Source organism: Ochrobactrum sp. BTU1 (assembly GCA_018798825.1).
Lineage (GTDB): Bacteria > Pseudomonadota > Alphaproteobacteria > Rhizobiales > Rhizobiaceae > Brucella.
On the sequence record CP076354.1, the window covers coordinates 123,657 to 149,979 of the forward strand.

Here is a 26,323-nt window from a genome sequence, read left to right on the forward strand (position 1 = left end):
AAAAGGCGGGTGAAAACCCGCCTTTCTTTTTGCTGCAGTCGCTTTGGGGTGATTGCAGAACATGCTCATGCAATGGAGGCCGTGATGGCCAAAACCGATATCGCGCGGCGCGTCTTTAACCACGCATGGAAGCTCGATCCGATTGTCCGCAGTTTGCTGGATACGGATTTCTACAAACTTCTGATGTTGCAGATGATCTGGGGGCTCTACCCCAAGGTGGATGCAACCTTCGCGCTAATCAACCGCACGACGTCTGTGCGCCTTGCCGATGAGATTGATGAAGGCGAATTGCGCGCGCAGCTCGATCATGCACGCACGCTGCGCTTCACCAAAAAAGAGATGATCTGGCTGGCGGGTAACAGTTTTTATGGCCGCAAGCAGATTTTCCAGCCGGAGTTTCTCAACTGGCTGCATGATTTCCAGCTTCCTGAATATGATCTGCGCCGGAAGGACGGCCAGTATGAACTGCATTTCCATGGTCCGTGGTCGCACACGACCATGTGGGAAATTCCAGCACTGGCCATCATCAATGAGCTTCGCTCGCGTGCAGCGATGAAAAACCTCGGGCCTTTCTCGCTCGATGTTCTTTATGCCCGCGCCAAAGCCAAGATGTGGAGCAAGGTCGAGCGACTGCGCGAACTGCCTGACCTCAAGATTTCAGATTTCGGCACACGTCGTCGCCATTCATTCCTGTGGCAGCGCTGGTGCGTGGAAGCACTGAAGGAAGGTATCGGCGATGCCTTTACCGGAACCAGCAATGTACTTTTGGCCATGGACAATGACCTCGAAGCGCTTGGCACCAATGCGCATGAATTGCCGATGGTGCTGGCAGCGCTTGCCAACACCGATGATGAACTGCGCACTGCACCTTATCGCGTGTTGCAGGACTGGAACCGCTATTATGGCGGCAATCTTCTCATCGTTCTGCCGGATGCCTTTGGCACGGCTGCTTTTCTGCGCAACGCACCGGATTGGGTTGCCGACTGGACCGGTTTCCGTCCAGACAGCGCCCCACCCATTGAAGGTGGCGAACGCATCATTGAATGGTGGAAATCGCGCGGCAAAGATCCGCGTGAAAAGCTACTGATTTTCTCGGATGCGCTCGACGTCGATACGATTGAGGAAACCTATCGCCATTTTGAAGGCCGCGTCCGCATGAGCTTTGGCTGGGGCACGAACCTCACCAATGACTTTGCCGGTTGCGCGCCGACAACGATCCATGGCCTCAAGGCAATATCGCTCGTTTGTAAGGTGATTGACGCCAACGGACGCCCGGCGGTTAAACTTTCGGACAATCCGCAAAAGGCAACCGGAGATCCAAAAGAAGTCGAGCGTTATCTGAAATTCTTCGGAAACGAAGAGCGGGTGGAGCAGCTCGTTCGCGTGTAACGAGCTGCGGTTTCACTATTCCATCAGGCGTGCTGTACCCGAAAGGCGGATTGAGCCGCCGCGTTCATTTCCGATATCTGCGCGCAGATGCGATGGCGAACCCATATCCTCGCCCTGAATGACTTCAATAGAGCCACCATGCGGCCAGCCGAGATCGCGTAAATAAGCCGCGAAAGCGGCAGTTGAAGCACCCGTTGCCGGGTCTTCATAAACCCCGCCCGAGGCAAAAGGATTGCGGCTGTGGAAGCGCGTCGGCGTTTCGGAATTGATCAGCAGGATTGTCGTCCAGCCCTGACGGTTCATCAGCACGCGACCGCGCGAAAGATCGTAATGCATCGAGGCGAGCTTTTCGCGTGAGCGCAAAGGCAGCACGATGTGGTCGGCTCCGGCATGGATCAGCGCCGGCGCAATGCCCGGCGCAAGATCATCCTTCTCATAATTGAAAAGGGCCAGTGCCTGCTCGATTTCGACTTCCGTGGCAGCCCTGTTGCGCGTACCCGGCGATTGCAGGCTGGCGGCAAACAGCTCGCCTTCCTTGCGGCCTTCGACGCTGATTTCGGCGTGGTTAAGCTTTAAGGAAAAGCGTCCGTCACCCTCGCGCATGGCGAGCGCTGCACCCAGTGCAATCGTGGCATGGCCGCAGAAGGGTATTTCTGTTTCAGGCGCAAAATAGCGCACACGCCAGTTACCGGCTTCGGGCATGGCAAAGGCCGTTTCCGAAAAGCCAACATCCTTGGCAATTTTTTGCATTTCCTCGGCTGAGGGAAGTTTTTCAGAAATCAGGACACCGGCAGGATTGCCGCCCTGATTGCCTTGCGAGAAGGCTGCTATGCGCAAGACGTCCAATGAATTGTCCTTCGCCTATATTCGATTCGCTCCCGCCCCTGTCCAATAGAAGACGCTAAATGCGTCCGGTCAAGGGCAGGGGAGCCTTGAGTTGTTTCCTTGCCCGGCTATTTATTTGCCGAGACGATGAGTAGCATCGGTCTTTCCAGCTCGTCTACTAATGCGGGCCAGGCTGCGATCTGCTCTTCGCTCGGGCGCCATTCTTCAAGGTTGGCGATTGCAAAGCCAGCCTTTATCAAGGCATTGACGGTCGTGCTAAGGCGACGGTGATATTTAATGACGCCATCAGCAAGCCAATCCGTGCGCCGTTCACCTTCAACGGCATAGTGATCGATGGGCCAGTGTTTCTGCCCATTTTCGCCTTCCATCCAACCGGGTTTAGCGGGTGCCATGAAAATCGGATGTTCTATTGTGAAAATGAATTGGCCGTTTGCACGCAAGGCGCGGCTGATCGTGGTCAGGAGACGCGGAAAATCCCGGATATAGTGAAAGGCCAGCGAGCTATAAACAAGATCGAAACGGCCTTCCGGCAGTTCCAAAGCTTCCATATCCGCCTGCACGTAGCGGATAGCCTCGTCTCGCGTTTCCTTGCGCGCACGTTCAAGCATATTCTCTGAAAGATCATATCCGGTGACAGACGCGGCACCCTGTTCACGGGCAAAACGTGAAAACCAGCCGAAGCCACAGCCGAGATCGGCAATGTCCAGGCCATTAAGATCTGGCAGGATTGATCGCACATAGGGCCATTCGGGCGCGCCATCCAGACCATACACAGAGCGCGGCAGCTCGCTATAGGCGGTGAAAAAGTCCGCACGATCATAAATGTTCTGAGCCATGTTGTGCCTTCCTGTTATGGAAATGCAGAATCGGCCCCTAACATCGGGAAATCAATCCCGCATTTCCGCCGCCCACGGTGGATTGGCACCTGCGCGAGAAACCGTAACCGCGGCTGCTCGCACACCAAGCGCAACGGCTGCATGAATCTGATCTTCGTCGAGTTTTGCGATTGCTTGCTTGTTCAACAAGCCCTGATCGTTGAGGCTTGCGAGAATACCCGCATTGACCGTGTCGCCAGCGCCAACCGTATCCACCACATCCACTTTAACGCCGGGCACGCGAACAGTCGCGTTTGCCGTGTAGGCATCCGCACCATGGGCACCTTTGGTGATGACGATCAGTTTGGGCCCAAGCTCAAGCCAACGCGACGCAATCTCGTCATGGCTGCCTTTTTCGCCAAACCAGTCGAGATCTTCATCCGAAAGCTTCACGATATCGGAAAGGGCAATCATTCGTTTCATGCGAGCAAGATGCTTTTCACGGTCCGTGATAAAGCCGGAGCGGATATTCGGATCGAGGAACATCACACGGTTCTTGGCTTCCCGCGTCATCAGCGCTTCATAAACGCTGCCGCACGGCTCTGAAATCAGACTGATACAGCCGAACAGCATGGCGTTGATATTGTCGTCGATCAGCGGGATGTCGCCCTCGGAAAGCATCCGCAGCGCCGTGTTTTCATCATAAAAGGCGTAGCGGGCCTGTCCGTCCACCAGTCGTACGAAAGCGAGTGTCGTCGGACGGTCTGAAATGGCGGAATAGGAATAATCAACGTTGGAGCGCGCAAGCGTGTCGCGCAGCACTTCACCGAAAAAATCCGACGAAAGCCCGGAAAAGAAACCCGTCGGGACATTCAATCGACCGAGCGCGATGGCTGAGTTGAAAACAGAGCCACCCGCGAGTGGTAAAAAGGCTGTCTCTCCCGCCGCAGTTTCGCGTGGCAGCATGTCAATCAGGGCTTCACCGCAGCATAGGATCATGGGTCAACTCAGCTGTTAAATCGATTGAAGAGAAAATAAGCACAAAAGCGCGGTGTTATTCAACGCCGCGCTTTTGAAAAATCATCAGACGTGCTGGCCGCCATTGATATGGATTTCCGATCCTGTCACATAAGACGAGGCTTCGGAGCAAAGATAGTAGATTGTCTCGGCCACTTCTGACGTCTTGCCAAGACGACGCATCGGCAATTGTTCGACAAGTTTATCCGTACCGGGTGATAGAATGGCGGTATCGATCTCACCCGGAGCAATCGCATTGACGCGAATGCCATGCGGACCGAAATCCGACGCCATTTCACGCGTGAGCGCTGCAAGAGCTGCCTTCGAGGTCGCATAAGCCGTGCCAGCAAAAGGATGAACGCGACTTCCGGCAATCGACGTCACGTTGACCACCGAGCCTTGCGCAGCTTCAAGCTCCTTGAACAGGCCACGCGCCAGCATGATGGGCGCCATGAAGTTCACCTGAAACACGTCGCGCCACACAGCCATCGGCGTTTCAATCGAGTTCAGGCGCTTTCCACCCTCTGCCTTTGGCGAAATACCTGCATTGTTGACGAGCGCGTGCAGCTTGCTGCCATTGGCCTCAAGGCGGCGGCGGATTTCAGCAATGGCTTTGCCCACGTCTTCCTGATCGGCAAGGTCAACCTTGATGTGATCTTCCGGTCCCGCTGGCCATGGACAATTCTCAGCGAAATCCTGACGCGAGCAGGTGATGACGCGCCAGCCAGCGCGCGAAAAACGTTTGACCGTCGCATGACCAATGCCACGGCTTGCCCCTGTCAGAACAAGGGTTTTACGTTCCGCATCTGCCTTGGGAGTATCAGACCGGGACGTATCGGTTGGGGAAACTGTAGACATGACAACCTCACTCTCAATCTTTGAATAGACTAAGCCGCTCAGGATTTCGAGCGGATTTAAACAATCAGACTGTCGGCTGCTTCACTTGATCGCGATGAGGGCCGGTTACAGTTAAGCCGGCCCTACAGCATAATTCCTTAAACCTGGATCAGTTTAAGGTAAAATTATGCTGTAAATATAAAGTTTTAGAGCGACCATTGTGCGCCCGGAAGGGCGCACGGCTCTCTAAGAATATACTACTGCGAATTGCCCATGATGATATCGAGAAGCGTGGTTGAATCACGGTTCTGTTGTGGCTGCTGTCCGCCAACATCGCCCGGAGGCAATGGTGCGCCATTGTCATTGACCGGATAATTGGCCGGTGTGCCGGGCTGCTGACCTTGCTGAACCGTGTTTCGGGCAGGGGAGTCGGGTGCTGGTGGCCAATAGCCATCATCGCCATTGCCAGCCATTGGCTGGTCGCCATAGCCACCCTGCGGAATCATACCCGGTTCATATGGGTTGTTCGGATCGATGCCGTCGCTGCCACCCGGTACGATGTTCTGAATGTCGTAATGGCCGGGCAGTTCTGCAACAGGCACGCCCTTATGGGCTTCCTTCATAAAGGTTTTCCATGCGGCGACAGGCAATGTCGAGCCGAAGACGCGCTTCATGCCCTTGCCGTCATCATTGCCGAACCAGACACCTGTGGTGAGATTGGCGGTATAGCCGACAAACCAAGCATCGCGGAAATTCTGGCTTGTCCCGGTTTTGCCTGCAGCTGGCCAGCCGAAAGCTGCGCGTTTTGCGGTGCCATCTTCCACTGTCTTGCGCAGCATTGCATTCATCATGCCGACATTGCGCTCATCAATCACACGCGGGCCGACGCCATCCTGTCTTTGATAGAGAACCTTACCTTCCGAATCCGTGATCTTGGTGATGAAATAGACCGGCGCACGATAGCCACCATTGGCGAACGGCACATAGGCATCGGCCAGCTCAAGCAAAGAGACTTCCGAAGTACCGAGTGCGAGCGAGGCATTGGGTTCGAGCTTCGACAGCACGCCGAGGCGATGGGCAGTGTCGATCACGGTCTGTGGGCCGACTTCCATCACGAGCTGTGCTGAAACGGAATTAAGCGAGTGGGACAATGCGGTCGCCAGTGTCACTTCGCCCATATATTTGCCGTTGTCGTTGCTCGGCGTCCATTTACCAATACGCACTGGCGCATCATTGCGCACGGAATCCGGTGTGCGGCCCTGCTCCAGAGCGGTTAGATAGACGAAAGGCTTGAAGGAAGAGGCGGGCTGACGACGCGCATCGGTAACGCGGTCGAACTGGCTGGCGGCATAATCATAGCCACCAACCAATGCGCGCACTGCACCCGTACCATCGATGGAAACGAGCGCTCCCTGGCTCACATTCATCTTCTTGCCGTTTGCAGTAATTTGATCCTTGATTGCTTCTTCACCGGCGCGTTGCAGATTGAGATCAACGGTGGTTTCAACGGTGATGTCGGTTTTAGTCTCGCCGATGAGCGCTGGAATTTCGGCTACAACGCGGTCGGCAAAATAGTTTTCAGAACCCTGCCAGTAAGAGGCGGCGCGCGCCAGTGGCTCGCTTTCCGCAATTGCCACCTGACGGTCATCGATCATGCCTTCTTCACGCATGGCACCAAGCACAAGCTTGGCACGAGCGCTTGCTGCTTCCGGGTCGCGTGCGGGCGAGAGGCGTGAAGGCGCCTTGAGAAGACCGGCAAGGGTTGCCGCTTCCATTAGATTTACGTCCTTGGCGGACTTTCCGAAATAGCGGCGTGACGCAGCATCGACGCCATAGGCTCCAGAACCGAGATAAACCCGGTTCAGATACATCTCCAAGATCTGCTCTTTGGTATATTTATGCTCAAGCCAGAGAGCGAGCATCACTTCCTGCACCTTACGTTCCAGTGTGCGGTCCGGTGAAAGGAACAGGTTCTTGGCAAGCTGCTGGGTCAGTGTCGAGCCACCCTGAACCGCGCGGCCGGAGGTCACGTTGGTTACAATTGCACGCGCCAGACCGATTGGATCGATACCGAAATGTGACATGAAACGGCGATCTTCGATCGCCATGACGGCTTGCGGAATAAATGGCGACATTTCATGCAGGCCGACGGCTTCACCGCCGGTGGTGCCACGATTGGCAATCAGATTGCCTCCGACATCAACGATACGCACATTCGGCGGACGATCCGGAATAGTCCAGTCGGTTGTCGGTGGCATCTTGGCCGCAAAATAGACAAGCATACCGGCGAATGCGATGCCACCCCATAGGCCGAGCACCAGACACCAGTAGAAAGCGCGGCGAACAAAGCCGAAAAAGCCGCCACGCTTTTTTGGCTTGCGGCTTGACCCGCGTGGTTCGCGATCTTTCGATGGCTTGCTTTTCCGTTGCGGGCGGGCCATGCGCTCCTCCTCGTCGACGCGAAACACGTCCTCTTCCTTTTCCTCCGGCTTGCCGAAGGAAGGTTCGATGCGTCCGTTTCTGCCGTCTCGCGATGCCATATCGTTCTTGATCCGCCCACCTGTTCGTCGGGTACTGGTTTGTAACCCGCTTAAATCATCAACCCGTATATATCGAGGACGTTTATCGCCTGAAGGGTAAATGCGGCAGTTTAAAGGGGGGTAAATTTGTCATTAACAAAAAAGCACTGAATTGAGCGCAAAAAGAAAAGGCCCCGCATTGCGGAGCCTTTCCAGAAAAGTCGATCTGAATAAATCAGATTAGAACTTGTATGCGACGCCGAGACGAACTTCGTTGGTCTTGAACTTGTCGCGAGCCGAAAATTCATAAACATCGTTGCTTGCGCTGAAATCCTTATGACCGTAATCGGTATAACGATATTCAAGACGTACAATCACGTTATCGGTGGCAGCGTAGTCAATACCAGCACCAGCGGTCCAACCGGTAAGGGTCTTGCTCTGTGATGCTTCAAACGAGTCGCCGCCGATATTAGCTGATACGGAGTTCTTAACGCTGCCGAATGCTACACCGCCAGCAATGTAAGGCAGGAAGCGATCAACTGCATAACCTGCACGAGCACGGACAGCACCCGACCAACGAAGCTTGCTTTCCAAGCCGAAGGTATCACCGTTCAGTGCGGTTTCGGAGTAGCTATCCTTGAGGTTGTTGTAGGTTACGTCGCCGTCGATACCCAGGACAACGCTGTTGCCGAGATCAAAGTTGTAGCCTGCATAAAGACCGCCGAGGAAGCCATCTGGCTTAACCTTGATATAGGAATCAGCGTCGCTAAATTCCGACTTACCCCAGCCATAACCAATCTGGCCACCAATATATGCACCGTTCCAGGTAAAGGTCGGAGCGACGATAACCGGAGCTGGTTCTTCGGCGATGATAGCGTCAGCTGCCTTTGCGCCAGTTGCAGCAAGCAGAGCAACAGTTGATGCGAGAAGAAGAGACTTGAGCTTCATAATAAACCTCCAATGGAGAACGGGGAGTTCTAACATCTGTTGAATTTAATATAAGCCATTGCTCACAAGAGTCTGTAGCAAGAAGGCCACAGTCGCTTAATTGTCGCAAAAGTTGCGCACATAAACGTGATTGCTATGAAAAGCTGCGTATTAAGGTTATCAAAATCTTACGGCTCGCAACTGTGTTTAAAGTCGTGATATCTGATTATCGGCTGCAGCATTCCGGGGCGCAGAGAATAGAATGGGTGGGGCTATGGGTGCAGGGCAGCGGATCGATTGGGTCGATATAGCCAAGGGCATATGCATCATCTTCGTTGTCATGATGCATTCAACGCTGGGTGTTGAAAAGGCAGCAGCGGAGCAGGGCTGGATGCATTACGTCGTAGCATTCGCTAAGCCGTTCAGAATGCCCGACTTTTTCATGATATCCGGTTTGTTTCTGAGCCTCGTCATCGACAGACCATGGATGCGCTATCTTGACCGCAAGGTCGTGCATTTCCTTTATTTCTATGTTCTTTGGCTCTCGATCCAGTTTGCATTCAAGGCACCAGCTATTGCGAGTGAGGCGGGGGCTTCCGGCGTCATCGAAGCCTATCTGATGGCTTTCATCGAGCCGTTCGGAACGCTTTGGTTCATTTATATTCTGCCAGTGTTCTTCATCGCAACGCGTCTGTTAAAGCGGGTCCCTATCGGCGTGACATTTGCAATTCTGGCGGTCTTGGAGATTTTACCAATTCACACTGGCTGGGTGATGATTGACGAGTTTTGCTCTCGATTTGTCTATTTTTTTGCGGGCTATGCTTTCGCACCTTGGATTTTTCGCATTGCCGACTGGCTGCGTCAGCGCCCCCTCGTGGGCGTAGTTGGGCTGCTGATCTGGGCGCTCATAGAATATAAGCTGGTCTTCATGCCTGTGCCGGAAAGCCTCGCATCGCTTATCACACCTGCTGGTGATCTTTTGAACGAGCGAGGAGCGGTCAGTGATCTTCCCATTGTTTCGCTCCTGCTTGGTTTGATAGGAGCGCTGGCGATTATTTCGACTTCATCGCTTCTAAGCCTGCTTTCCGGTCAAAACTGGCTGCATCGTGGATTGAGCTGGCTCGGAGCGCATTCAATTGTCGTTTACCTGGCCTTCTTCTTGCCTATGGCGATTGCGCGCACTGTTCTTCTGAAGATCGGCTTTCTTGATGTGGGAACCGTTTCGCTGCTGACAACGGCAAGCGGTGTGATTGGCCCGGTTATTCTTTATGGGCTCATTCAATGGACTGGCTACGGTCAGTTCCTGTTCCGGCGTCCGGCATGGGCTTATATTGATCGCGCCCCGCAGAAGAAAACGGCGGCTCAAGCGCATCCCGAAAAGTGTGAAACGGCTTTCGGGCAGGATGCGCGTTAAAGAAAATGGCATGAGAGAGCTATCTCTCATGCCACTGTCTGATGCTTTATGAGTGAGCGAAGATATCCTGCTCTGGCCAGCCCATCAGATCGAGTTCGGCCCGCGTTGGCAGGAATTTGAAACAGGCTTCAGCCTGCTTTGCACGCCCATCGCGTTCCAGACGCTTTTCAAAGACGGCTTTTAATCGATGCAGATAAAGCACGTCAGAGGCTGCATAATCCAGTTGAGCCTGCGAAAGCATTTCCGCTGCCCAGTCGGATGATTGTTGCTGCTTGGAAATCGAAACATCGAGAAGTTCGTTGCAGATTTCTTTCAGACCATGGCGATCCGTATAGGTGCGTGTCAGTTTCGACGCGATCTTCGTGCAGAAAACCGGCTGCGGCATCGTTCCAAACGCATGCGCCAGCACCGCCAGATCAAAGCGTCCATAGTGAAAGATCTTGGTGATCGAGCGATCTTTCAGAAGCTTGACCAGATTAGATGCCTTCTTCTGACCAGCTTCAATTTGGATCACGTCTGCCGTGCCGTCACCGGGTGAAATCTGAACCACGCAAAGTCTGTCGCGATGCGGATTAAGACCGAGCGTTTCAGTGTCGATAGCAACAGCATCAACCTGATAATTATCTAGATTGGGCAGGTCGTGCTTGTGAAAACGGATGGTCATTTGGTCTTCCTTATTTGGCGGCTTTCGCCGCCATAAGCATCTGTCTTACTTGGCAGCGATAGCCGCCATAATTCTTGCCCACGAGCGCTGGCCCTTATGGAAAGAATTCAGCTCATATTTTTCGTTCGGCGAATGAATACGGTCATCTTCAAGACCAAAGCCAACGAGCAGGGATTCCATGCCGAGGAACTTATCGAAGTCACCGACAATCGGGATCGATCCGCCCATGGCGATCAGCACTGCTGGCTTCGGCCATTCATCGGAAAGCGCATCCTTGGCTTTGGAAACCAGTGGCGAGTCATAAGGCAGCTGAATGGCTGGCGAGCCACCATGCGGGTGGAACTCGACCGAGCAATCGGCTGGCAGACGTTCCTGCACGAAAGCTCGGAACGCTTCGCGGATTTTCACCGGATCCTGCTTGTGGACGAGACGGAACGAAACCTTGGCCGAAGCCTCTGCCGCGATTACCGTCTTGAAACCTTCGCCGGTATAGCCGCCGGTGATGCCGTTGACTTCCGCAGTTGGGCGCGCCCAGGTCAGTTCGAGAACGCTGCGGCCTTTTTCGCCCGAAGGGACCGAAAGACCAATTGGGCCAAGGAAGTTTTCAGCCGTGCGGCCAAGGCTTTCCCATGACTGCAAAATCTGCGATGGCGTTTCTTCAACGCCTTCATAGAAACCAGGCACCGTGACACGGCCGTTTTCATCATGCAGATCAGCAAGGATTTTTGCGAGAATATGGATCGGGTTGGCAGCAGCGCCGCCAAAGAAGCCCGAATGCAGATCGCGGTCAGCAGCCTTGATGACGATTTCCTCGCCAACCAGACCGCGAAGGCCGACGCTGATTGCGGGTGTTTCTTCGTTCCACATGGCGGTGTCGCAGACCAGTGCCACGTCGGCTTTTAACTCTTCTTTGTGAGCGTCGAGGAACGGCTTGAGCGAAGGCGAACCGGATTCTTCTTCGCCTTCAAACAGCAAGGTCACTTTGACAGGCAGGTTGCCGTTGACGGCCTTATAGGCGCGGCAGGCTTCAACAAAGGTCATCAACTGACCCTTGTCGTCGGATGTGCCACGGCCGGTCAGGATTTTGCGACCATTACCGACATCTTTGATGGCTGGCTCAAACGGATCGTTTTCCCAAAGGTTTAGCGGATCAACCGGCTGCACATCATAATGACCGTAAAAGAGCACATGTGGCGCATCAGCCGTAGCACCGTCATGATGAGCAACGACCATCGGGTGGCCCGGCGTGTCGCGTACACTCGCATCAAAACCAATGGACTTGAGGTCCTCGACCAGCCATTCGGCAGCCTTACGGCAATCGGCCTTGTAAGCCGGATCGGTCGAAATCGACTTGATACGCAGAAGATCGAACAGATGATCGATGCTTTTGTCGAGATTTGTGTCGAGATAATTGAGGACTTTATCGAGTGATTGCGCGGACATGGATACTTCCTGACGAGTCGTAAAACTGATCGCACACTACAACCAGCAACCCGAAGAAGAAACCCAATTTGAACGCAAAACTGAGAGCTGAAAATGAATTGGCCGTTGTGGTGAGGGGGTTACCACAACGGCCATATCACTACACTCAGAAGCTACAGCCCGGAGAGGGGAATGAGGCTGTAGCCAACAACCGGTATCCAACGGGGGACGGGTCAGAAAACCGGCGACCGACGTACTGTCGATGAGTGAGATTTGGCCCTTCAACTGTGGCTATTCAAGGGCATTAAAGATTACAAATTCGTAACATAAACGTTACCTTGTCGTGTGTAATCCGTTATCCGTATTAATCGGAAATTGCGTGAGGATGGAGACACTTATGACCAAGATTACAATGCTCAGCAAGAAGGACTGGGAGAAGACGCCGGGCAAGTGGCACGGCGAGTTTGAAGGCAATGTGTTCGGTGCAGGCGCTTCGGTCATGTTCTATGCGACAGAAGAGGCAGGACGAGGACCAAGACTGCATCGTCATCCCTATGATGAGATTTTTATCGTCCGCAAAGGCCGGGCTCTATTTACGGTTGGCGAAGAGCAATTCGAGGCCGATGAAGGCAGTGTCGTATTTGGCGGAGCCAATATTCCGCACAAATATGTGAATGTCGGTCCCGGTCTGCTGGAGATGATAGACATTCATGTGTCTGGCACGTTCATTCAGGAAGATTTGGAATAGCTTCGTGCAAGAAAACCGGCTTGTCAGCAATCCAACGGTGGACACTTGTTTCTCCTGACACAAGGCCGGTTTTCATTACGCTTGGTTTCCTTTAATTCTAAGCCATGAAAAAAGGCGATCATCTCTTCCTCGTTGACGGCTCGGGCTATATTTTCCGCGCCTATCATGCCCTGCCACCGCTGACCCGTAAGACGGACGGCTTGCCGGTCGGGGCCGTGTCTGGTTTCTGCAACATGCTGTGGAAGCTGTTGAAGGATGCGCGCAGCACCGATGTCGGTGTGGTGCCAACGCATTTTGCGGTCATTTTCGATTATTCGTCGCAGACCTTCCGCAAGGAAATCTACCCCGAATATAAGGCCAACCGCACCGCGCCGCCGGAAGATCTGATCCCGCAATTCGGCCTGATCCGTCAGGCAACGCGTGCCTTCAATCTGCCTTGCATCGAAAAGGAAGGTTTTGAGGCCGACGATCTGATCGCGACCTATGCCCGTATTGCTGAGAAAGCAGGCGGCGATGTTACAATCATTTCGTCCGACAAGGACCTCATGCAGCTCGTCACACCGAGCGTGTCCATGTATGACAGCATGAAGGATAAGCAGATTTCGATCCCGGAAGTGATCGAAAAATGGGGTGTCCCGCCGGAAAAAATGATCGACCTGCAATCGCTGACCGGCGACAGTACCGATAATGTTCCGGGCATTCCGGGCATCGGCCCGAAGACCGCTGCGCAATTGCTGGAAGAGTTTGGCGATCTTGATACGTTGCTCGCGCGCGCTTCCGAGATCAAGCAGAACAAACGCCGCGAAAACATCATCGCCTTTGCCGATCAAACCAAGATCGCGCGTGAGCTTGTCACGCTCAAGACTGACGTGCCGCTCGATGTCGATCTCAGTGGTCTCGTGCTTGAACCACAGAATGGTCCCAAGCTTATTGGCTTCCTGAAAGCCATGGAGTTTACAACACTCACCCGTCGCGTGGCTGAAGCAACGGATACGGATGCGTCGGCTGTTGAACCGTGCCATATCGAAACCGAGTGGGGTTCTGGGGCACATGGTCCGGATGTCGATGTACCGGCAAAATCAGAAGCCAAGCTGTCTGAAAACTCTTCCACCACCGCTGCGGTTGAGACGCAAGATGCAAGTGGCTACACGCCGAAAGCGCTGGCTGTAAGCCGAGCAGCGACGGCGCTTGCACAGAAGATCGACACCACGGCCTATACCTGCATTCGCGATCTTCCGACGCTGAATAAGTGGCTCGCAGAGGCTGTCGAGACTGGCCTTGTCGCTTTCGATACCGAAACCAATTCGCTTGATCCGATGCAGGCCGAACTGATCGGTTTCTCGCTGGCGCTTGCGCCCGGTAAAGCCGCCTATATCCCGCTCCAGCACAAATCCGGCGCAGGCGATCTGCTTGGTGGCGGCATGGTTGAAGGTCAGATACCGCTCGATAAGGCGCTGGCAGCTTTGAAGACCGTTCTTGAGGACAAATCCGTTCTCAAAATCGCACAGAACATGAAATATGACTGGCTGGTCATGCGCCGTCACGGCATCAACACCGTGTCTTTTGATGATACGATGCTGATTTCCTATGTGTTGGATGCGGGCACCGGCGGTCATGGCATGGACCCGTTGTCCGAGCGTTGGTTGGGCCATACGCCAATCGCTTATAAGGATGTGGCGGGCAGCGGCAAAAGCGCTGTTACCTTTGATATGGTCGATATTGATCGTGCGACAGCCTATGCTGCAGAAGACGCTGATGTCACGTTGCGTCTATGGCAGGTGCTGAAGCCGCGTCTGGCCGCAGAAGGATTGGCCTCGGTTTATGAGCGTCTTGAACGTCCGTTGGTCGATGTGCTTGCCCGCATGGAAGAGCGCGGCATCTCGGTTGACCGTCAGGTTCTCTCGCGCCTGTCGGGTGATCTCGCACAATCTGCTGCACGCTATGAAGACGAAATTTACGAACTTGCCGGTGAAAAATTCAATATCGGCTCGCCCAAGCAGCTTGGCGATATTCTTTTTGGCAAGATGGGTTTGCCGGGTGCATCCAAGACTAAAACCGGTCAATGGTCGACCTCTGCGCAAGTGCTGGAAGATCTGGCTGCTGAAGGTCTGCCTTTGCCGCGCAAGATTGTTGACTGGCGCCAGCTGACGAAGCTCAAATCCACCTACACGGATGCGCTGCCGGGATATATTCACCCGCAGACAAAGCGCGTGCATACGTCTTATGCAATGGCGTCCACCTCGACCGGACGCTTGTCTTCATCTGAGCCGAACCTGCAGAATATTCCGGTTCGTACAGCCGAAGGCCGCAAGATCAGAACGGCTTTTATTGCAGAACCGGGCAACAAGCTTATCTCTGCCGATTACAGCCAGATCGAATTGCGTGTGCTGGCACATGTCGCCGATATTCCGCAGCTGAAACAAGCTTTTGCCGATGGCATTGATATTCATGCCATGACCGCTTCTGAAATGTTCGGTGTGCCGGTTGAAGGTATGCCGTCCGAAGTGCGCCGCCGTGCCAAGGCGATCAATTTCGGTATCATCTACGGCATTTCGGCTTTTGGTCTTGCCAACCAGCTTTCCATTCCGCGTGAAGAAGCAGGGCAATATATCCGCACCTATTTCGAACGCTTCCCCGGCATCAAAGACTATATGGAAGCGACCAAGGCTTTCGCGCGCGAACATGGCTATGTCGAAACGATTTTCGGCCGTCGGGCGCACTATCCTGATATTCGGGCTTCCAATCCGCAGGTGCGCGCCTTCAATGAACGGGCGGCAATCAATGCACCTATTCAGGGTTCGGCTGCCGATGTCATTCGCCGGGCCATGATCCGTATGGAAAATGCACTGGCAGATGAGAAGCTTGCAGCCCGTATGCTTTTGCAAGTCCACGATGAATTGATCTTTGAAGTACCTGAAAACGAGGTCGAAAAGACAATTCCTATCGTGCGCCATGTTATGGAAAATGCGGCCATGCCTGCAGTGGCGCTTTCTGTGCCATTACAGGTGGATGCAAGGGCTGCACATAACTGGGATGAGGCGCATTAAAAGCGCATTCCGAAAAGTGTGAAACTGTTTTCGGGTCAAATGCGCGTCAAAAAAGACTAGAGCGCCGTTCCGGTTTGATCGGATCGAATTGCGCTCTAGAGCGCTCACCCTGTTGACCTGAGAGGCGCAAGCCTATAGGTAAGCGCTAATTATGGTGCTTCGTTAGTCGTCAGGAGAGTTGTGGACAGATAGGTTCACGACCGTTGGGTATGCGGCTTGAGAAGCTTTTTTCGTGAAAGTTATTCATGTCCCTGCCTGATACAATCGCTCCGGCTCTTTCCGGAGCATTAGCCGCTCGTGGTTACACTACACTCACTGCTGTTCAGGAAGCCGTTCTGGCTCCAGAAACGCTGGATGCAGATCTTCTCGTTTCCGCACAGACCGGATCGGGCAAGACGGTAGCGTTTGGCCTTGCTATGGCCAATACGCTTCTCGAAGGTGAACTGCGCTTTAGCCGTCCAGAAGCACCTCTTGCCATGATTATTGCACCTACGCGTGAACTGGCATTGCAGGTTCGTCGCGAACTGGAATGGCTTTATGCAGACACCGGCGCAACCATCGCATCCTGCGTTGGTGGCATGGATATCCGTTCCGAACGCCGTGTGCTTGAACGCGGATCGCACATCGTTGTCGGCACCCCAGGTCGCCTTCGCGACCATATCACTCGCAATGCGCTTGATATGTCGCAACTGCGCGTCGTCGTGCTCGATGAAGCTGACGAAATGCTCGACATGGGTTTCCGTGAAGACCTTGAATTTATTCTCGGTGAAGCACCGGAAGATCGTCGTACATTGATGTTCTCGGCAACGGTGCCTAAGCCAATTGCCCAGCTTGCCAAGCGCTTCCAGAATGACGCTCTGCGTCTGACTGTTCAGAGCGAAACCAGCCAGCACGCTGACATCGACTATGTCGCTATGCCGGTGCCGCCACATGAGCGCGACCACGCGATCATCAACGCGCTACTCTATTACGATTCACAGAATTCGATCATCTTCTGCTCGACCCGCGAAGCGGTAAAGCACATGGCAAGCCGCCTTTCCAATCGCGGTTTTGCGGTTGTGGCGCTGTCGGGTGAACTGAGCCAGGCAGAACGCAACAATGCATTGCAGGCAATGCGTGATGGCCGTGCCCGTGTTTGCGTTGCTACCGACGTTGCTGCACGCGGTATTGATCTGCCGAACCTTGATCTGGTTATCCATGCCGATCTTCCGAATAACCCGGAAACCATGCTGCACCGTTCGGGCCGTACCGGTCGTGCAGGCCGTAAGGGCACCTGTGTTCTGGTTGTTCCGTTCTCGCGTCGCCGCACTGCAGAACGTCTTCTGCATATGGCCAAGCTTGATGCGCAGACCATTTCTGCACCAAGCATCGCTGCGGTTCAGGCGAAGACCAATGAACGCATTTTGAATGCAGACGTTTTCAGCCAGCCGGTTGAAGAAGAATATCAGGATCTGCTGAAAGCGCTCACCGAGCGTTACACGCCGGAACAGATCGCAGCTGCGTTCTTGAACCGCGAAGTCGCTTCCTATCCGGCAGCAGAAGAAGTTTCCGATGCACCTGTGCATCCGGTTGGCGGCAAGAAGCCACGCGAACGTTCTGATCGTGGTGATCGTGGCGACCGCTTTGAACGCAGTGATCGCCGTGAACGTGGCGAACCAGGTGAACGCTTTGACCGTAATTCGTCGTTTGATGGCGTGTGGTTCTCCGTTTCCGCCGGTCGCAAGCATCGCGCCGATCCAAAATGGCTTCTGCCGCTCATCTGCAAGGCAGGTGACGTATCGAAGCGTGATGTCGGTTCGATCAAGATTTTCGACAACGAAACCCGTTTCGAAATCACAGCAGCCAAGGCTGATGAGTTCCGCCGCTCGGTCGAAGAACGCGGCACTGGCGAAAAGGGTCTTGTGATCCGTAACGCTGTTGCAGGCGCTGGTGGCGATGCTTCTCCACGCGAAGGCAAGGGCAACTTCAAGCCACGCGGCGACAAGTTCAAGAGCGATTTCCGTGATGGCCCGCGCGATGGCAACCGTGATAATGCCCGTGACGGCGCAAAGGGCAGCTGGTCGAAGCCGAAGGGCGACTTCAAGAAAGATGGTTTCAAGAAGGACGGCAAGAAGTTTGGTGACGGCGGCTTCAGCAAGAAACGTCGCGGCGAATAAACACGCCAACTAGTCAGAAATTCTTTGGAAGGGCCGGGTTGCAAGCAACTACGGCCCTTTCTCTTATATGATCGGTGGTATGTGATAAACGACCGAGCGATACTTTGGATTTTCCCGCCGCTCAGCGATATGTCCACCAAGCGCCTCGGCAATCCGCCTGCTGGGAAGGTTCTCTTCCGCAACCGGATATTCGAAATACTCGACCGGGACGTTTTGGCTTGCCCATGCGGCTACCGCTCCAACAAATTCCCGGCCAAATCCGTTTCCATGAACTTCGCTTCGGAGCCATATTCCAAGCTCCGGCTTGCCTGATTTCATCGCGTGCAGGCCGACGATTCCAAGAAACCTGCCATTAGCTCGGTCTCGCGCCACCAGATGAAGCTCTGAGCGCTCCTCAATAGCGGGCAGCCAAGCCCGCCATATTTCTGCAAAGTCGGCTGCAGTTGATGGCGGCTCCCACGACATAAACCGCGTAATCTCGAGAGAGATACAGGAAAACACTTCGCTCGCATCACTAGGCTGAAACGGCACGATGATCGCACGAGCGGACAAAATACGAATGTCTGGCACTGGGTGGTCCTGCAGTGATGGTTTGTCAGAGTTGAACGTCATAACCAGACTGGGTGGATGGCGGTCAGCCACTTTTATATACTTCTAAAAAAGCCCCGGATTTCCGGGGCTTTTTTATTAGAGCGCATCCCAAAAAGCGCGAAGCGGTTTTCGGAACAAGATGCGCGTAAAAACAAATGGATAGAGCACTTCGATTGACTCAATCAAAACGGGAAATGCTCTAAACGTCCAGATTGGCGACGCTCAGTGCGTTTTCCTGAATGAACTCGCGGCGCGGTTCCACTTCATCACCCATCAGGCGTGAGAATAGCGAATCTGCGTCGGTCGCGTCATTGACCTTAACCTGCAGCAGCGAACGCACATTCGGATCGAGCGTGGTTTCCCAAAGCTGTTCGGCGTTCATTTCGCCCAAGCCTTTGTAACGCTGCAGCGTCAGACCCTTGCGGCCTGTTGCGAAAATCGCATCAAGCAGCGCCATCGGTCCGGAAAGCGTTTCGACCTTGTCCTTGCGGCGCAGAACCGGTGGTTCGGCGAAAACTTCCGTCAGGCGCGAAGCCACACGGTCGATCTGGCGCGCATCGGCAGAGCCGAGCAGGGCCATGTCGAGAATGGCAACGTCCTTCACGCCACGCACCATGCGCTCGAAGCGATAGCCACCGTCTTCCGTCACATGGGAGGTCCAGCCACGCTCGGTTTCTTCCGAGATCATGTCGAGACGCTTGGCAACGATATCGGCGGAAGCCTGCGATGCAGCGTCGTTGGCGGTCGCATTCGGGTTGAGCAGGCCTGCAATCGCAGCCTGTTCAACAACGCGACGATCGTAGCGCGTATGAAGGCCGGAAAGAAGCTGACGCAGCGTGCGTGCATCATCGACGACCGACCGAAGGTCAGGACCGGCGCGCACTTCACCGCTGCCCATTTCAAGGGCGGCTTCTTCAAGACCGGTTTCGATAAGGAAGTCTTCGAAAGCAGCTTCGTTCTTGATGTATTGCGAGGACTTGCCGCGCGATACCTTATAGAGCGGCGGCTGCGCGATATAGATATGGCCGCGTTCAATCAGTTCCGGCATCTGGCGGAAGAAGAAGGTCAACAGCAATGTGCGAATATGCGCGCCGTCGACGTCAGCATCCGTCATGATGATGATCTTGTGGTAGCGCAGCTTGTCAGGATTGAAGCCGTGTGACTCATCCTTGCCGATCGACGTTCCAAGAGCAGTGATCAGCGTTCCGACCTGATCAGACGAGATCATGCGGTCAAAGCGGACGCGTTCCACGTTGAGGATCTTACCGCGCAGCGGCAGAATAGCCTGGTTCTGGCGCGAACGACCGCTTTTGGCCGAGCCACCTGCAGAGTCACCCTCGACGATGAAGATTTCTGACTTCGCCGGATCGCGTTCCTGACAGTCAGCCAGCTTGCCGGGAAGCGACGTCACGCTCAGATTGCTCTTGCGGGTGATATCGCGCGCCTTGCGGGCTGCTTCGCGGGCTGCGGCTGCCTGAATGACCTTTTCGACAATGGTCTTGCCGCCAGCAGGATGTTCTTCCAGCCAGGTCGAAAGCGCTTCATTGACGAGGCTTTCAACGACAGGGCGGACTTCCGAGGAAACCAGCTTGTCCTTGGTCTGCGACGAGAACTTGGGATCAGGAACCTTGACCGAGAGAACAGCAGTCAGACCTTCGCGGCAATCATCGCCGGTCAGGCTGACCTTTTCCTTCTTGGTCATGCCGGATGCATCGGCATAGCCCGTCACCTGACGCGTTAGCGCGCCACGGAAACCGGCCAGATGCGTGCCACCATCGCGCTGTGGAATGTTGTTGGTGAAGCACAGCACTTTCTCGTGGTAGGAATCGTTCCACCACATCGCGACTTCAACGGTCATACCGTCTTTTTCGCTCTTGATATAAATCGGTGTTTCCAGAAGCGACTTCTTGCTCTGGTCGATATACTTCACGAATTCGACAACGCCGCCATCATAGTGGAGTTCCTGTTCGCGAATATCGGCATGGCGACGGTCTGTAAGCTTGATGCGGACGCCTGAATTCAGGAACGCCAGTTCGCGCAGGCGACGTTCCAGCGTGTCGTAATCAAATTCGACCATAGAGAAAGTTTCAGGCGAAGGCAGGAAGCTGACTTCTGTGCCCGTATCGCTGCCTGCATCGCCGGTTATAACCAGCGGAGCGTCGGCCACGCCGTGCGTGAAGGCCATTTCATGGATTTTGCCGGCGCGACGGATCTTCAGCTTCAGCCAGATCGACAACGCGTTCACAACCGACACGCCCACGCCGTGCAGACCACCGGAAACCTTATAGGAGTTCTGGTCGAACTTACCGCCGGCATGGAGCTGGGTCATGATGACCTCAGCCGCCGAGACGCCTTCTTCCTTGTGGATGTCGGTCGGGATGCCACGACCATTATCGGTCACGGTGCAGGAGCCGTCGGCGTTAAGCGTAACAGTGACAAGCGTTGCATGTCCGGCCAGCGCTTCGTCGATGGCATTGTCCACGACTTCGTAGACCATATGATGCAGGCCCGAGCCGTCATCCGTGTCACCGATATACATGCCCGGACGCTTGCGAACTGCGTCGAGGCCTTTCAGAACACGAATGGAATCCGCGCCATATTCGGCGGCGGCTGCGGAATTCATCTCTGGTGTCTCGCTCATGAAAATCTTTCGAAAATGCGCCGCGAAGGCAACCTTAAAGTCTGCCGCAATTGCAGCAATAAAAACCCTGTCGAATCACACGACAAACATGGCTTTAATATAGGCGTTAACGGCGATTTTTCCAAATTTTGGGGCCAAATTTACCGGGGATTCAGCTCTTTTGGCACCAGTTGAAGAATTGGGGTGGCGTGCAATCTCTGGAACCGCCACAATTGAAGCTTATATCTTGTTTGACGGGGGTGTTCTCGATCAAAAGGAGCACTTGATGGAAACCACAATTGCCATGAAAGATGCAGCTCAACCCTTTGTGCCGCCTGCACCGCGTCCGCGCGAAAAGCCGGTTGGACGCTTCGAGATGATGCGGGTGGTTTACAAGAACCCGCTCGAATTGTGGGGCGAGCCTTCCTATAACGAGCGCTGGGTTTCTGTAAGCTGGCTTGGCATCAAAACCATCATTGCCAATGATCCGGGCCTTATCCGTCATGTGCTGGTCGATAATGCCGCCAACTATCCCATGTCCGCCATCCGTCAGCGCGTGCTGCGCCCCATTCTGCGTGATGGATTGTTGACCGCTGAGGGCCAAGTCTGGAAGCGTTCACGCAAGGCGATGGCGCCGGTCTTCACTCCACGCCATATCGGTGGCTTTGCGAATGCCATGCGAAACCGGTCGCTGCAGTTTGTCGAGCGATACAAGACCAATGGCATCATCACCGATGTCGCCCATGACATGACGCTGCTCACCTATGACATTCTGGCTGAAACGCTGTTCTCTGGCGAAATTGCCGGTGATCCCAATGATTTTGCGCATCAGATCGACAAGCTTTTTGAAACCATGGGTCGCGTCGATCCATTTGATCTTCTTGGCTTGCCCGAATGGCTTCCGCGCTTCACGCGCCTTCGCGGCAACCAGTCTCTCGGCTTCTTTCGCGAGCTGGTGTCGAACACGATTGCTCTGCGCAAGGAACGGATGGAGAAGGGCGAAGACGTCCCCAACGATTTCCTGACCCTGCTTTTGCGCGCCGAAGGACCGGATGGTTTGAGCCGTGCCGAGATTGAAGATAACATCATCACCTTCATCGGTGCGGGGCATGAAACAACGGCTCGTGCGCTTGGCTGGACGCTCTATCTGCTTGCCAAGGCACCGCAGGAACGCGAGCGTGTTGAAGCTGAGATCGATGCGTTCTTTGCTGATGGCGGCAATGACCTGCCGCCGCAGGAATGGCTGGCAAAACTACCCTTCACGCGTGCAGCTTTTGAAGAAGCCATGCGGCTTTATCCGCCAGCACCGTCAATCAATCGCGAGGCCGCGACGGATGATACCTATGGCGATCTGAAAATTGCCAAGGGAACGGCTGTTCTGGTCATGCCGTGGGTGATTCATCGTCACAGGCTTTATTGGGATCAGCCGGATGCCTTCATGCCTGAACGCTTCTGGCCCGAAAATCGCGACAAGCTCGACCGCTTCCAATATCTGCCATTTGGCGCCGGTCCGCGTGTCTGCATCGGTGCGAGCTTCGCGCTTCAGGAAGCGGTGATTGCACTTGCAACCTTGCTTGATGGCCGTCGCTTCGACGTGTTGGAAACCACAAAGCCATGGCCTGTGCAGAAACTCACCACCCAGCCGCAGGGCGGTCTGCCGATGAAGGTTGTCAGGCGCTAATTAGTTGGTGCACCAATGGCGATCCGGGCAAGATGCGGATATTCGGGGTCGGCCAGATTGCTGATGCTTTCAAGGTCTTCGGGGCTGTACCATGCAAGCTCAGAATGTTCATCGCAGACATTGCGCGGCTCGCCGCCGCTCCATGAAGTGACCTGAAAAATATGGCAGATGGAATCGCCATAGAGATCCGGCTTTTTCTCATCGATTGCGCCGATCTCACGAAACTTGATCGGGCGAATGCCGAGTTCTTCGCCCATCTCCCGCACCAACGCATCTTCAAGTGTTTCACCACGCTCGACATGGCCACCGGGCGTGTCCCAATGATTGGGCCACGCCTTTTTCCATGGTGAGCGCAGTCCCATCAGAACTTTCTTGTCACCGCTCACCAGTAAGGCGCCGACGGTGACAACTTTCTTTTTCTTGGCCATGGCGTTCCTGTTATAGCGCTATCTATGAACTCAGATTACTGGCTAAATCACAAACGCACATCACCATTTTTTAGTGGGTAAGGCTTCTACTTAGCAAGACGTTCTGAATGCCATTTGAGATGGTCATCCATGAAGGTCGAGATGAAGAAATAGGAATGGTCATAGCCTTCACGCATATTGAGCGTGAGCGGGATTCCAGCTTTGTGGCAGGCCTCATCCAGCAACCAAGGACATAATCCTTCATCAAGGAAAACATCGGCTTCTCCCTGATCGGCCAGAAATTCTGGAAAGCGGTAGCCGTCTTCAATGAGCAGCGTCGCATCATAAGCACGCCATGCGCGTTCTTCTGTGCCCAGATATTTTTCCAGTGCAGGCTTCGACCAGTCGGCTGTTGAAGGCTGCACAATCGGTGCGAAAGCCGATGCCGATTTGAAGCGGTCGGGATTTTTGAGCGCAATCGTAAGTGCGCCATGTCCGCCCATCGAATGGCCGGTGATGCCCTGACGTGACATATCAAGCGGAAACTCAGCCGCCACCAGATCAGTCAGTTCCTTTGTGATGTAGCTATACATCTGGTAGTTCTTAGCAAATGGTTCCTGTGTAGCGTCGACATAGAAGCCCGCACCCTTGCCGAATTTCCAGTTATCCGGTTCATCCGGCACGTCATCACCGCGTGGGCTTGTATCCGGGCAAATAACGGCAATCCCTAGTTCTGCGGCCATTTGCCGATATTCGCCTTTATCCATCACATTCTGATGAGTGCAGGTGAGGCCGGAAAGATACCAGAGTACCGGCACAGGACCATCTTTTGCCTGTGGTGGCAGGAAAACGGCAAAGGTCATATCGCACTGGTTGGTCTCGCTCTTATGGCGATAGACGCCCTGGGTTCCACCAAAGCATTTTGCAGTCGAAATCGTTTCCATGAGAGTTCCTGATTTTTATCCGCTTCCGAGTGCGACCACGACATTCACTGTCGCCGCAACAAGGACCGTATTGAAAAAGAATGACACGACGCTGTGCAGAAGCGTAACTTTTCGCATCGCAGTGGTCGTGACATTGGTATCGGACGTCTGCGCCGTCATGCCGATGATGAAGGCGTAATAGGCGAAATCCCAGCCGGAGGGCTGTGGCGTTTCAGGAAAATTGAAGCCGCCTCTATATCTGCTGGCATGGGCTGAATCGTCGCCTGCGGGTTCGCGTGGCTGCCAATACATGTGTGCGTAATGGATCGCCGTCATCATGTGGATCGTAAACCAGCCGAGAGGCACAGCCGCAAGCGTCATGACGAGCGAAAACAGGTCGGCTTTGGGTTGCTGGTTTATCAGGATGAACAGCGACACCACAGCCACAACAACGGTGGCAAATGTCACCAGAAAGATGATCCAGATCGGCTCATCTGCCGTTGCCGCATGTTTTCTGAGATAGGGCGCGGTGAGTTTGGGTAAAGCCGCAAGCGCCAGAACGAGATACAGCACAAAAAAGCAGTTTGCCCCGATGACCGGGGCAAGCGGGCTTTTAAGAAGCCATGCGATAATGAAGGTTGCAGCGCCACCAATGGCTGCCAGATAAAAGGACATATGGCGGCGCAGCAGAAACATCAGGCCGCACTTTCCTGTGGTGTCAGCCGCATATCGACATGCGGAATGCCATCTTCGAGATATTCTTCCGAAATCGCGACGAAGCCGAACGAGCCATAGAATTTCTGCAAATGGCTCTGTCCCCCAAGCTCAATCGCGATGCCCGGAAAACGTGTCTGAGCAAAGGCGACAGCCTCTTTCATGAGACGCTGACCAAGCTTGTAACCACGATAATCGGCTGCCACGACAACGCGACCGATCTTCACCGGCTTACCATCCTGTTCCGGTGGCAGAACCCGCAGACTTGCTGCAAGTTCTTCACCATCAAGAATGCGTAGGTGAAATGCGTCATAATCCTTGCCGTCGATTTCGGGGTAAGGGCAATTCTGCTCCACCACGAAAACATCCACGCGCAGCTTCAGCATCGCATAAAGCGCGCGCGGGGTCAGGTTATCGATTTCATCCCAATGGGAGGTGAAAAGTTTCTCACTCATCAGTAGACAATCACCGAGCGGATCGACTTGCCTTCATGCATCAGATCGAAAGCTGTGTTGATTTCATCAAGCGGCATGGTGTGGGTGATGAGGCTGTCGATATCGATCTTGCCTTCCATGTACCAGTCCACGATCTTCGGCACATCGGTACGACCGCGCGCGCCGCCAAAGGCTGTACCCTTCCAGACGCGTCCGGTGACGAGCTGGAATGGGCGTGTGGCGATTTCCTTGCCGGCTTCGGCAACGCCGATGATGATCGATTCACCCCAGCCGCGATGGCAGCATTCCAGCGCCTGACGCATGACATCGGTATTGCCGGTGGCATCGAACGAATAATCTGCGCCGCCATCGGTCAGGTCCTGAATGGCCTGCACCACCTTGTCATTGCCGATTTCACGCGGATTGATGAAGTCGGTCATGCCGAACTTCTTCGCCATTTCCACCTTGGATGGATTGATATCGACGCCGATGATCTTGTCCGCACCAACCATGCGTGCGCCCTGAATGACATTGAGGCCAATGCCGCCAAGACCAAACACAACAACATTGGAACCCGGACGCACCTTAGCCGTGTAAATAACCGCGCCAATGCCGGTGGTTACGCCGCAGCCGATATAGCAGATCTTGTCGAAAGGTGCGTCTTCTCGCACCTTGGCGACTGCGATTTCCGGCAGGACGGTGAAGTTCGAGAAGGTCGAGCAGCCCATATAATGGAACACTTCGCCGCCATCGCACGAAAAGCGCGAGGTTTTGTCCGGCATCAGGCCTTGACCCTGCGTTGAGCGGATCGAGGTGCAGAGGTTTGAACGCTGCGACAGGCAGGTTTTGCACTGGCGGCATTCCGGCGTGTAAAGCGGGATCACATGATCGCCCGGCTTCACGGAAGTAACTCCAGCGCCCACTTCGCGCACGATGCCTGCGCCTTCATGGCCGAGAATGGCTGGGAACTTGCCTTCTGAATCAAGGCCGGAAAGCGTGTAGGCATCGGTGTGGCAAACGCCGGTCGCCATGATTTCGACCAGCACTTCGCCAGCGCGTGGGCCGCCGATTTCAACGGTTTCGATGGTGAGCGGCTTTTTTGCCTCCCAGGCAACGGCTGCGCGTGACTTCATGACGATATTCCCTTCAATT

Annotated in this window: 21 protein-coding genes; 6 read left to right on the top strand and 15 right to left on the bottom strand. The window is 54.4% G+C overall.

Translation table 11 applies throughout. From position 1 onward, the window contains the following. Positions 1-84 precede the first annotated feature (84 nt). The gene (gene pncB, locus KMS41_00560; protein ID QWK77775.1) at positions 85-1,389 is read left to right on the top strand and encodes a nicotinate phosphoribosyltransferase; all 1,305 of its coding nucleotides are present in this window, start codon (positions 85-87) and stop codon (positions 1,387-1,389) included. 15 nt (positions 1,390-1,404) lie between these two features. On the opposite strand, the gene KMS41_00565 is transcribed toward pncB, so the two are convergent. The 6 genes from KMS41_00565 to KMS41_00590 form a co-directional block, all read right to left on the bottom strand. Further along, on the bottom strand, positions 1,405-2,235 hold the full coding sequence (locus KMS41_00565; GenBank protein QWK77776.1) for a PhzF family phenazine biosynthesis protein: 831 nt from the start codon (positions 2,233-2,235) through the stop codon (positions 1,405-1,407). A gap of 107 nt (positions 2,236-2,342) precedes the next feature. After that, complete coding sequence (locus KMS41_00570; GenBank protein QWK77777.1) at positions 2,343-3,071, bottom strand: class I SAM-dependent methyltransferase; 729 nt, start codon at positions 3,069-3,071, stop codon at positions 2,343-2,345. Between the two features lie 51 nt (positions 3,072-3,122). After that, the gene (locus KMS41_00575; protein ID QWK77778.1) at positions 3,123-4,049 is read right to left on the bottom strand and encodes a carbohydrate kinase; all 927 of its coding nucleotides are present in this window, start codon (positions 4,047-4,049) and stop codon (positions 3,123-3,125) included. Between the two features lie 84 nt (positions 4,050-4,133). After that, positions 4,134-4,925, bottom strand: a complete 792-nt coding sequence (locus KMS41_00580) for an SDR family oxidoreductase (GenBank protein QWK77779.1) — start codon at positions 4,923-4,925, stop codon at positions 4,134-4,136. 236 nt (positions 4,926-5,161) lie between these two features. Further along, a complete protein-coding gene (locus tag KMS41_00585; GenBank protein ID QWK77780.1) occupies positions 5,162-7,444 on the bottom strand; it encodes a penicillin-binding protein in 2,283 nt (760 codons plus the stop codon). Between the two features lie 219 nt (positions 7,445-7,663). Further along, positions 7,664-8,371, bottom strand: coding sequence for a porin family protein (locus tag KMS41_00590; protein QWK77781.1), 708 nt, complete (start codon positions 8,369-8,371; stop codon positions 7,664-7,666). Positions 8,372-8,624: 253 nt separating this feature from the next. On the opposite strand from KMS41_00590, the gene KMS41_00595 reads away from it, so the two are divergent. Next, positions 8,625-9,764: an acyltransferase family protein gene (locus tag KMS41_00595; GenBank protein QWK78726.1), complete on the top strand. Its 1,140-nt coding sequence runs from the start codon at positions 8,625-8,627 to the stop codon at positions 9,762-9,764. Between the two features lie 46 nt (positions 9,765-9,810). On the opposite strand, the gene KMS41_00600 is transcribed toward KMS41_00595, so the two are convergent. Beyond that, positions 9,811-10,428, bottom strand: coding sequence for a ribonuclease D (locus tag KMS41_00600; GenBank protein ID QWK77782.1), 618 nt, complete (start codon positions 10,426-10,428; stop codon positions 9,811-9,813). A 45-nt stretch (positions 10,429-10,473) separates the two neighbouring features. After that, positions 10,474-11,871, bottom strand: a complete 1,398-nt coding sequence (locus tag KMS41_00605; GenBank protein ID QWK77783.1) for a dipeptidase — start codon at positions 11,869-11,871, stop codon at positions 10,474-10,476. A gap of 376 nt (positions 11,872-12,247) precedes the next feature. On the opposite strand from KMS41_00605, the gene KMS41_00610 reads away from it, so the two are divergent. From KMS41_00610 to KMS41_00620, 3 genes are all read left to right on the top strand, one after another. Next, entirely contained in the window at positions 12,248-12,598 is a 351-nt protein-coding gene (locus KMS41_00610) for a cupin domain-containing protein (protein ID QWK77784.1), read from the top strand. A 104-nt stretch (positions 12,599-12,702) separates the two neighbouring features. Next, entirely contained in the window at positions 12,703-15,645 is a 2,943-nt protein-coding gene (gene polA, locus KMS41_00615) for a DNA polymerase I (protein QWK77785.1), read from the top strand. Positions 15,646-15,890: 245 nt separating this feature from the next. After that, complete coding sequence (locus tag KMS41_00620; protein QWK77786.1) at positions 15,891-17,801, top strand: DEAD/DEAH box helicase; 1,911 nt, start codon at positions 15,891-15,893, stop codon at positions 17,799-17,801. 63 nt (positions 17,802-17,864) lie between these two features. Here the strand turns inward: KMS41_00620 and KMS41_00625 are convergent, their stop codons facing one another. Together KMS41_00625 and gyrB are read right to left on the bottom strand one after the other, a co-directional pair. Continuing rightward, positions 17,865-18,413 carry a GNAT family N-acetyltransferase gene (locus KMS41_00625; GenBank protein ID QWK78727.1) on the bottom strand — a complete coding sequence of 183 codons (549 nt, stop codon included), beginning with the start codon at positions 18,411-18,413 and terminating at the stop codon, positions 17,865-17,867. A 178-nt stretch (positions 18,414-18,591) separates the two neighbouring features. Beyond that, the gene (gene gyrB / locus KMS41_00630) at positions 18,592-21,033 is read right to left on the bottom strand and encodes a DNA topoisomerase (ATP-hydrolyzing) subunit B (protein QWK77787.1); all 2,442 of its coding nucleotides are present in this window, start codon (positions 21,031-21,033) and stop codon (positions 18,592-18,594) included. Between the two features lie 283 nt (positions 21,034-21,316). Between gyrB and KMS41_00635 the strand changes: the two genes are divergently transcribed. Further along, complete coding sequence (locus tag KMS41_00635; protein ID QWK78728.1) at positions 21,317-22,693, top strand: cytochrome P450; 1,377 nt, start codon at positions 21,317-21,319, stop codon at positions 22,691-22,693. Here the strand turns inward: KMS41_00635 and KMS41_00640 are convergent. From KMS41_00640 to KMS41_00660, 5 genes are all read right to left on the bottom strand, one after another. Next, entirely contained in the window at positions 22,690-23,121 is a 432-nt protein-coding gene (locus tag KMS41_00640; protein QWK77788.1) for an NUDIX hydrolase, read from the bottom strand. The genes KMS41_00635 and KMS41_00640 overlap by 4 nt on opposite strands. A gap of 86 nt (positions 23,122-23,207) precedes the next feature. Next, positions 23,208-24,044: an S-formylglutathione hydrolase gene (gene fghA / locus KMS41_00645; protein QWK77789.1), complete on the bottom strand. Its 837-nt coding sequence runs from the start codon at positions 24,042-24,044 to the stop codon at positions 23,208-23,210. A 15-nt stretch (positions 24,045-24,059) separates the two neighbouring features. Further along, the gene (locus KMS41_00650) at positions 24,060-24,719 is read right to left on the bottom strand and encodes a DUF1345 domain-containing protein (GenBank protein QWK77790.1); all 660 of its coding nucleotides are present in this window, start codon (positions 24,717-24,719) and stop codon (positions 24,060-24,062) included. Continuing rightward, complete coding sequence (locus KMS41_00655; protein QWK77791.1) at positions 24,719-25,192, bottom strand: GNAT family N-acetyltransferase; 474 nt, start codon at positions 25,190-25,192, stop codon at positions 24,719-24,721. The genes KMS41_00650 and KMS41_00655 overlap by 1 nt, the downstream gene beginning before the upstream one ends. Next, entirely contained in the window at positions 25,192-26,304 is a 1,113-nt protein-coding gene (locus tag KMS41_00660) for an S-(hydroxymethyl)glutathione dehydrogenase/class III alcohol dehydrogenase (GenBank protein QWK77792.1), read from the bottom strand. Before KMS41_00660 ends, KMS41_00655 begins: the two co-directional genes overlap by 1 nt. Positions 26,305-26,323 lie beyond the last annotated feature (19 nt).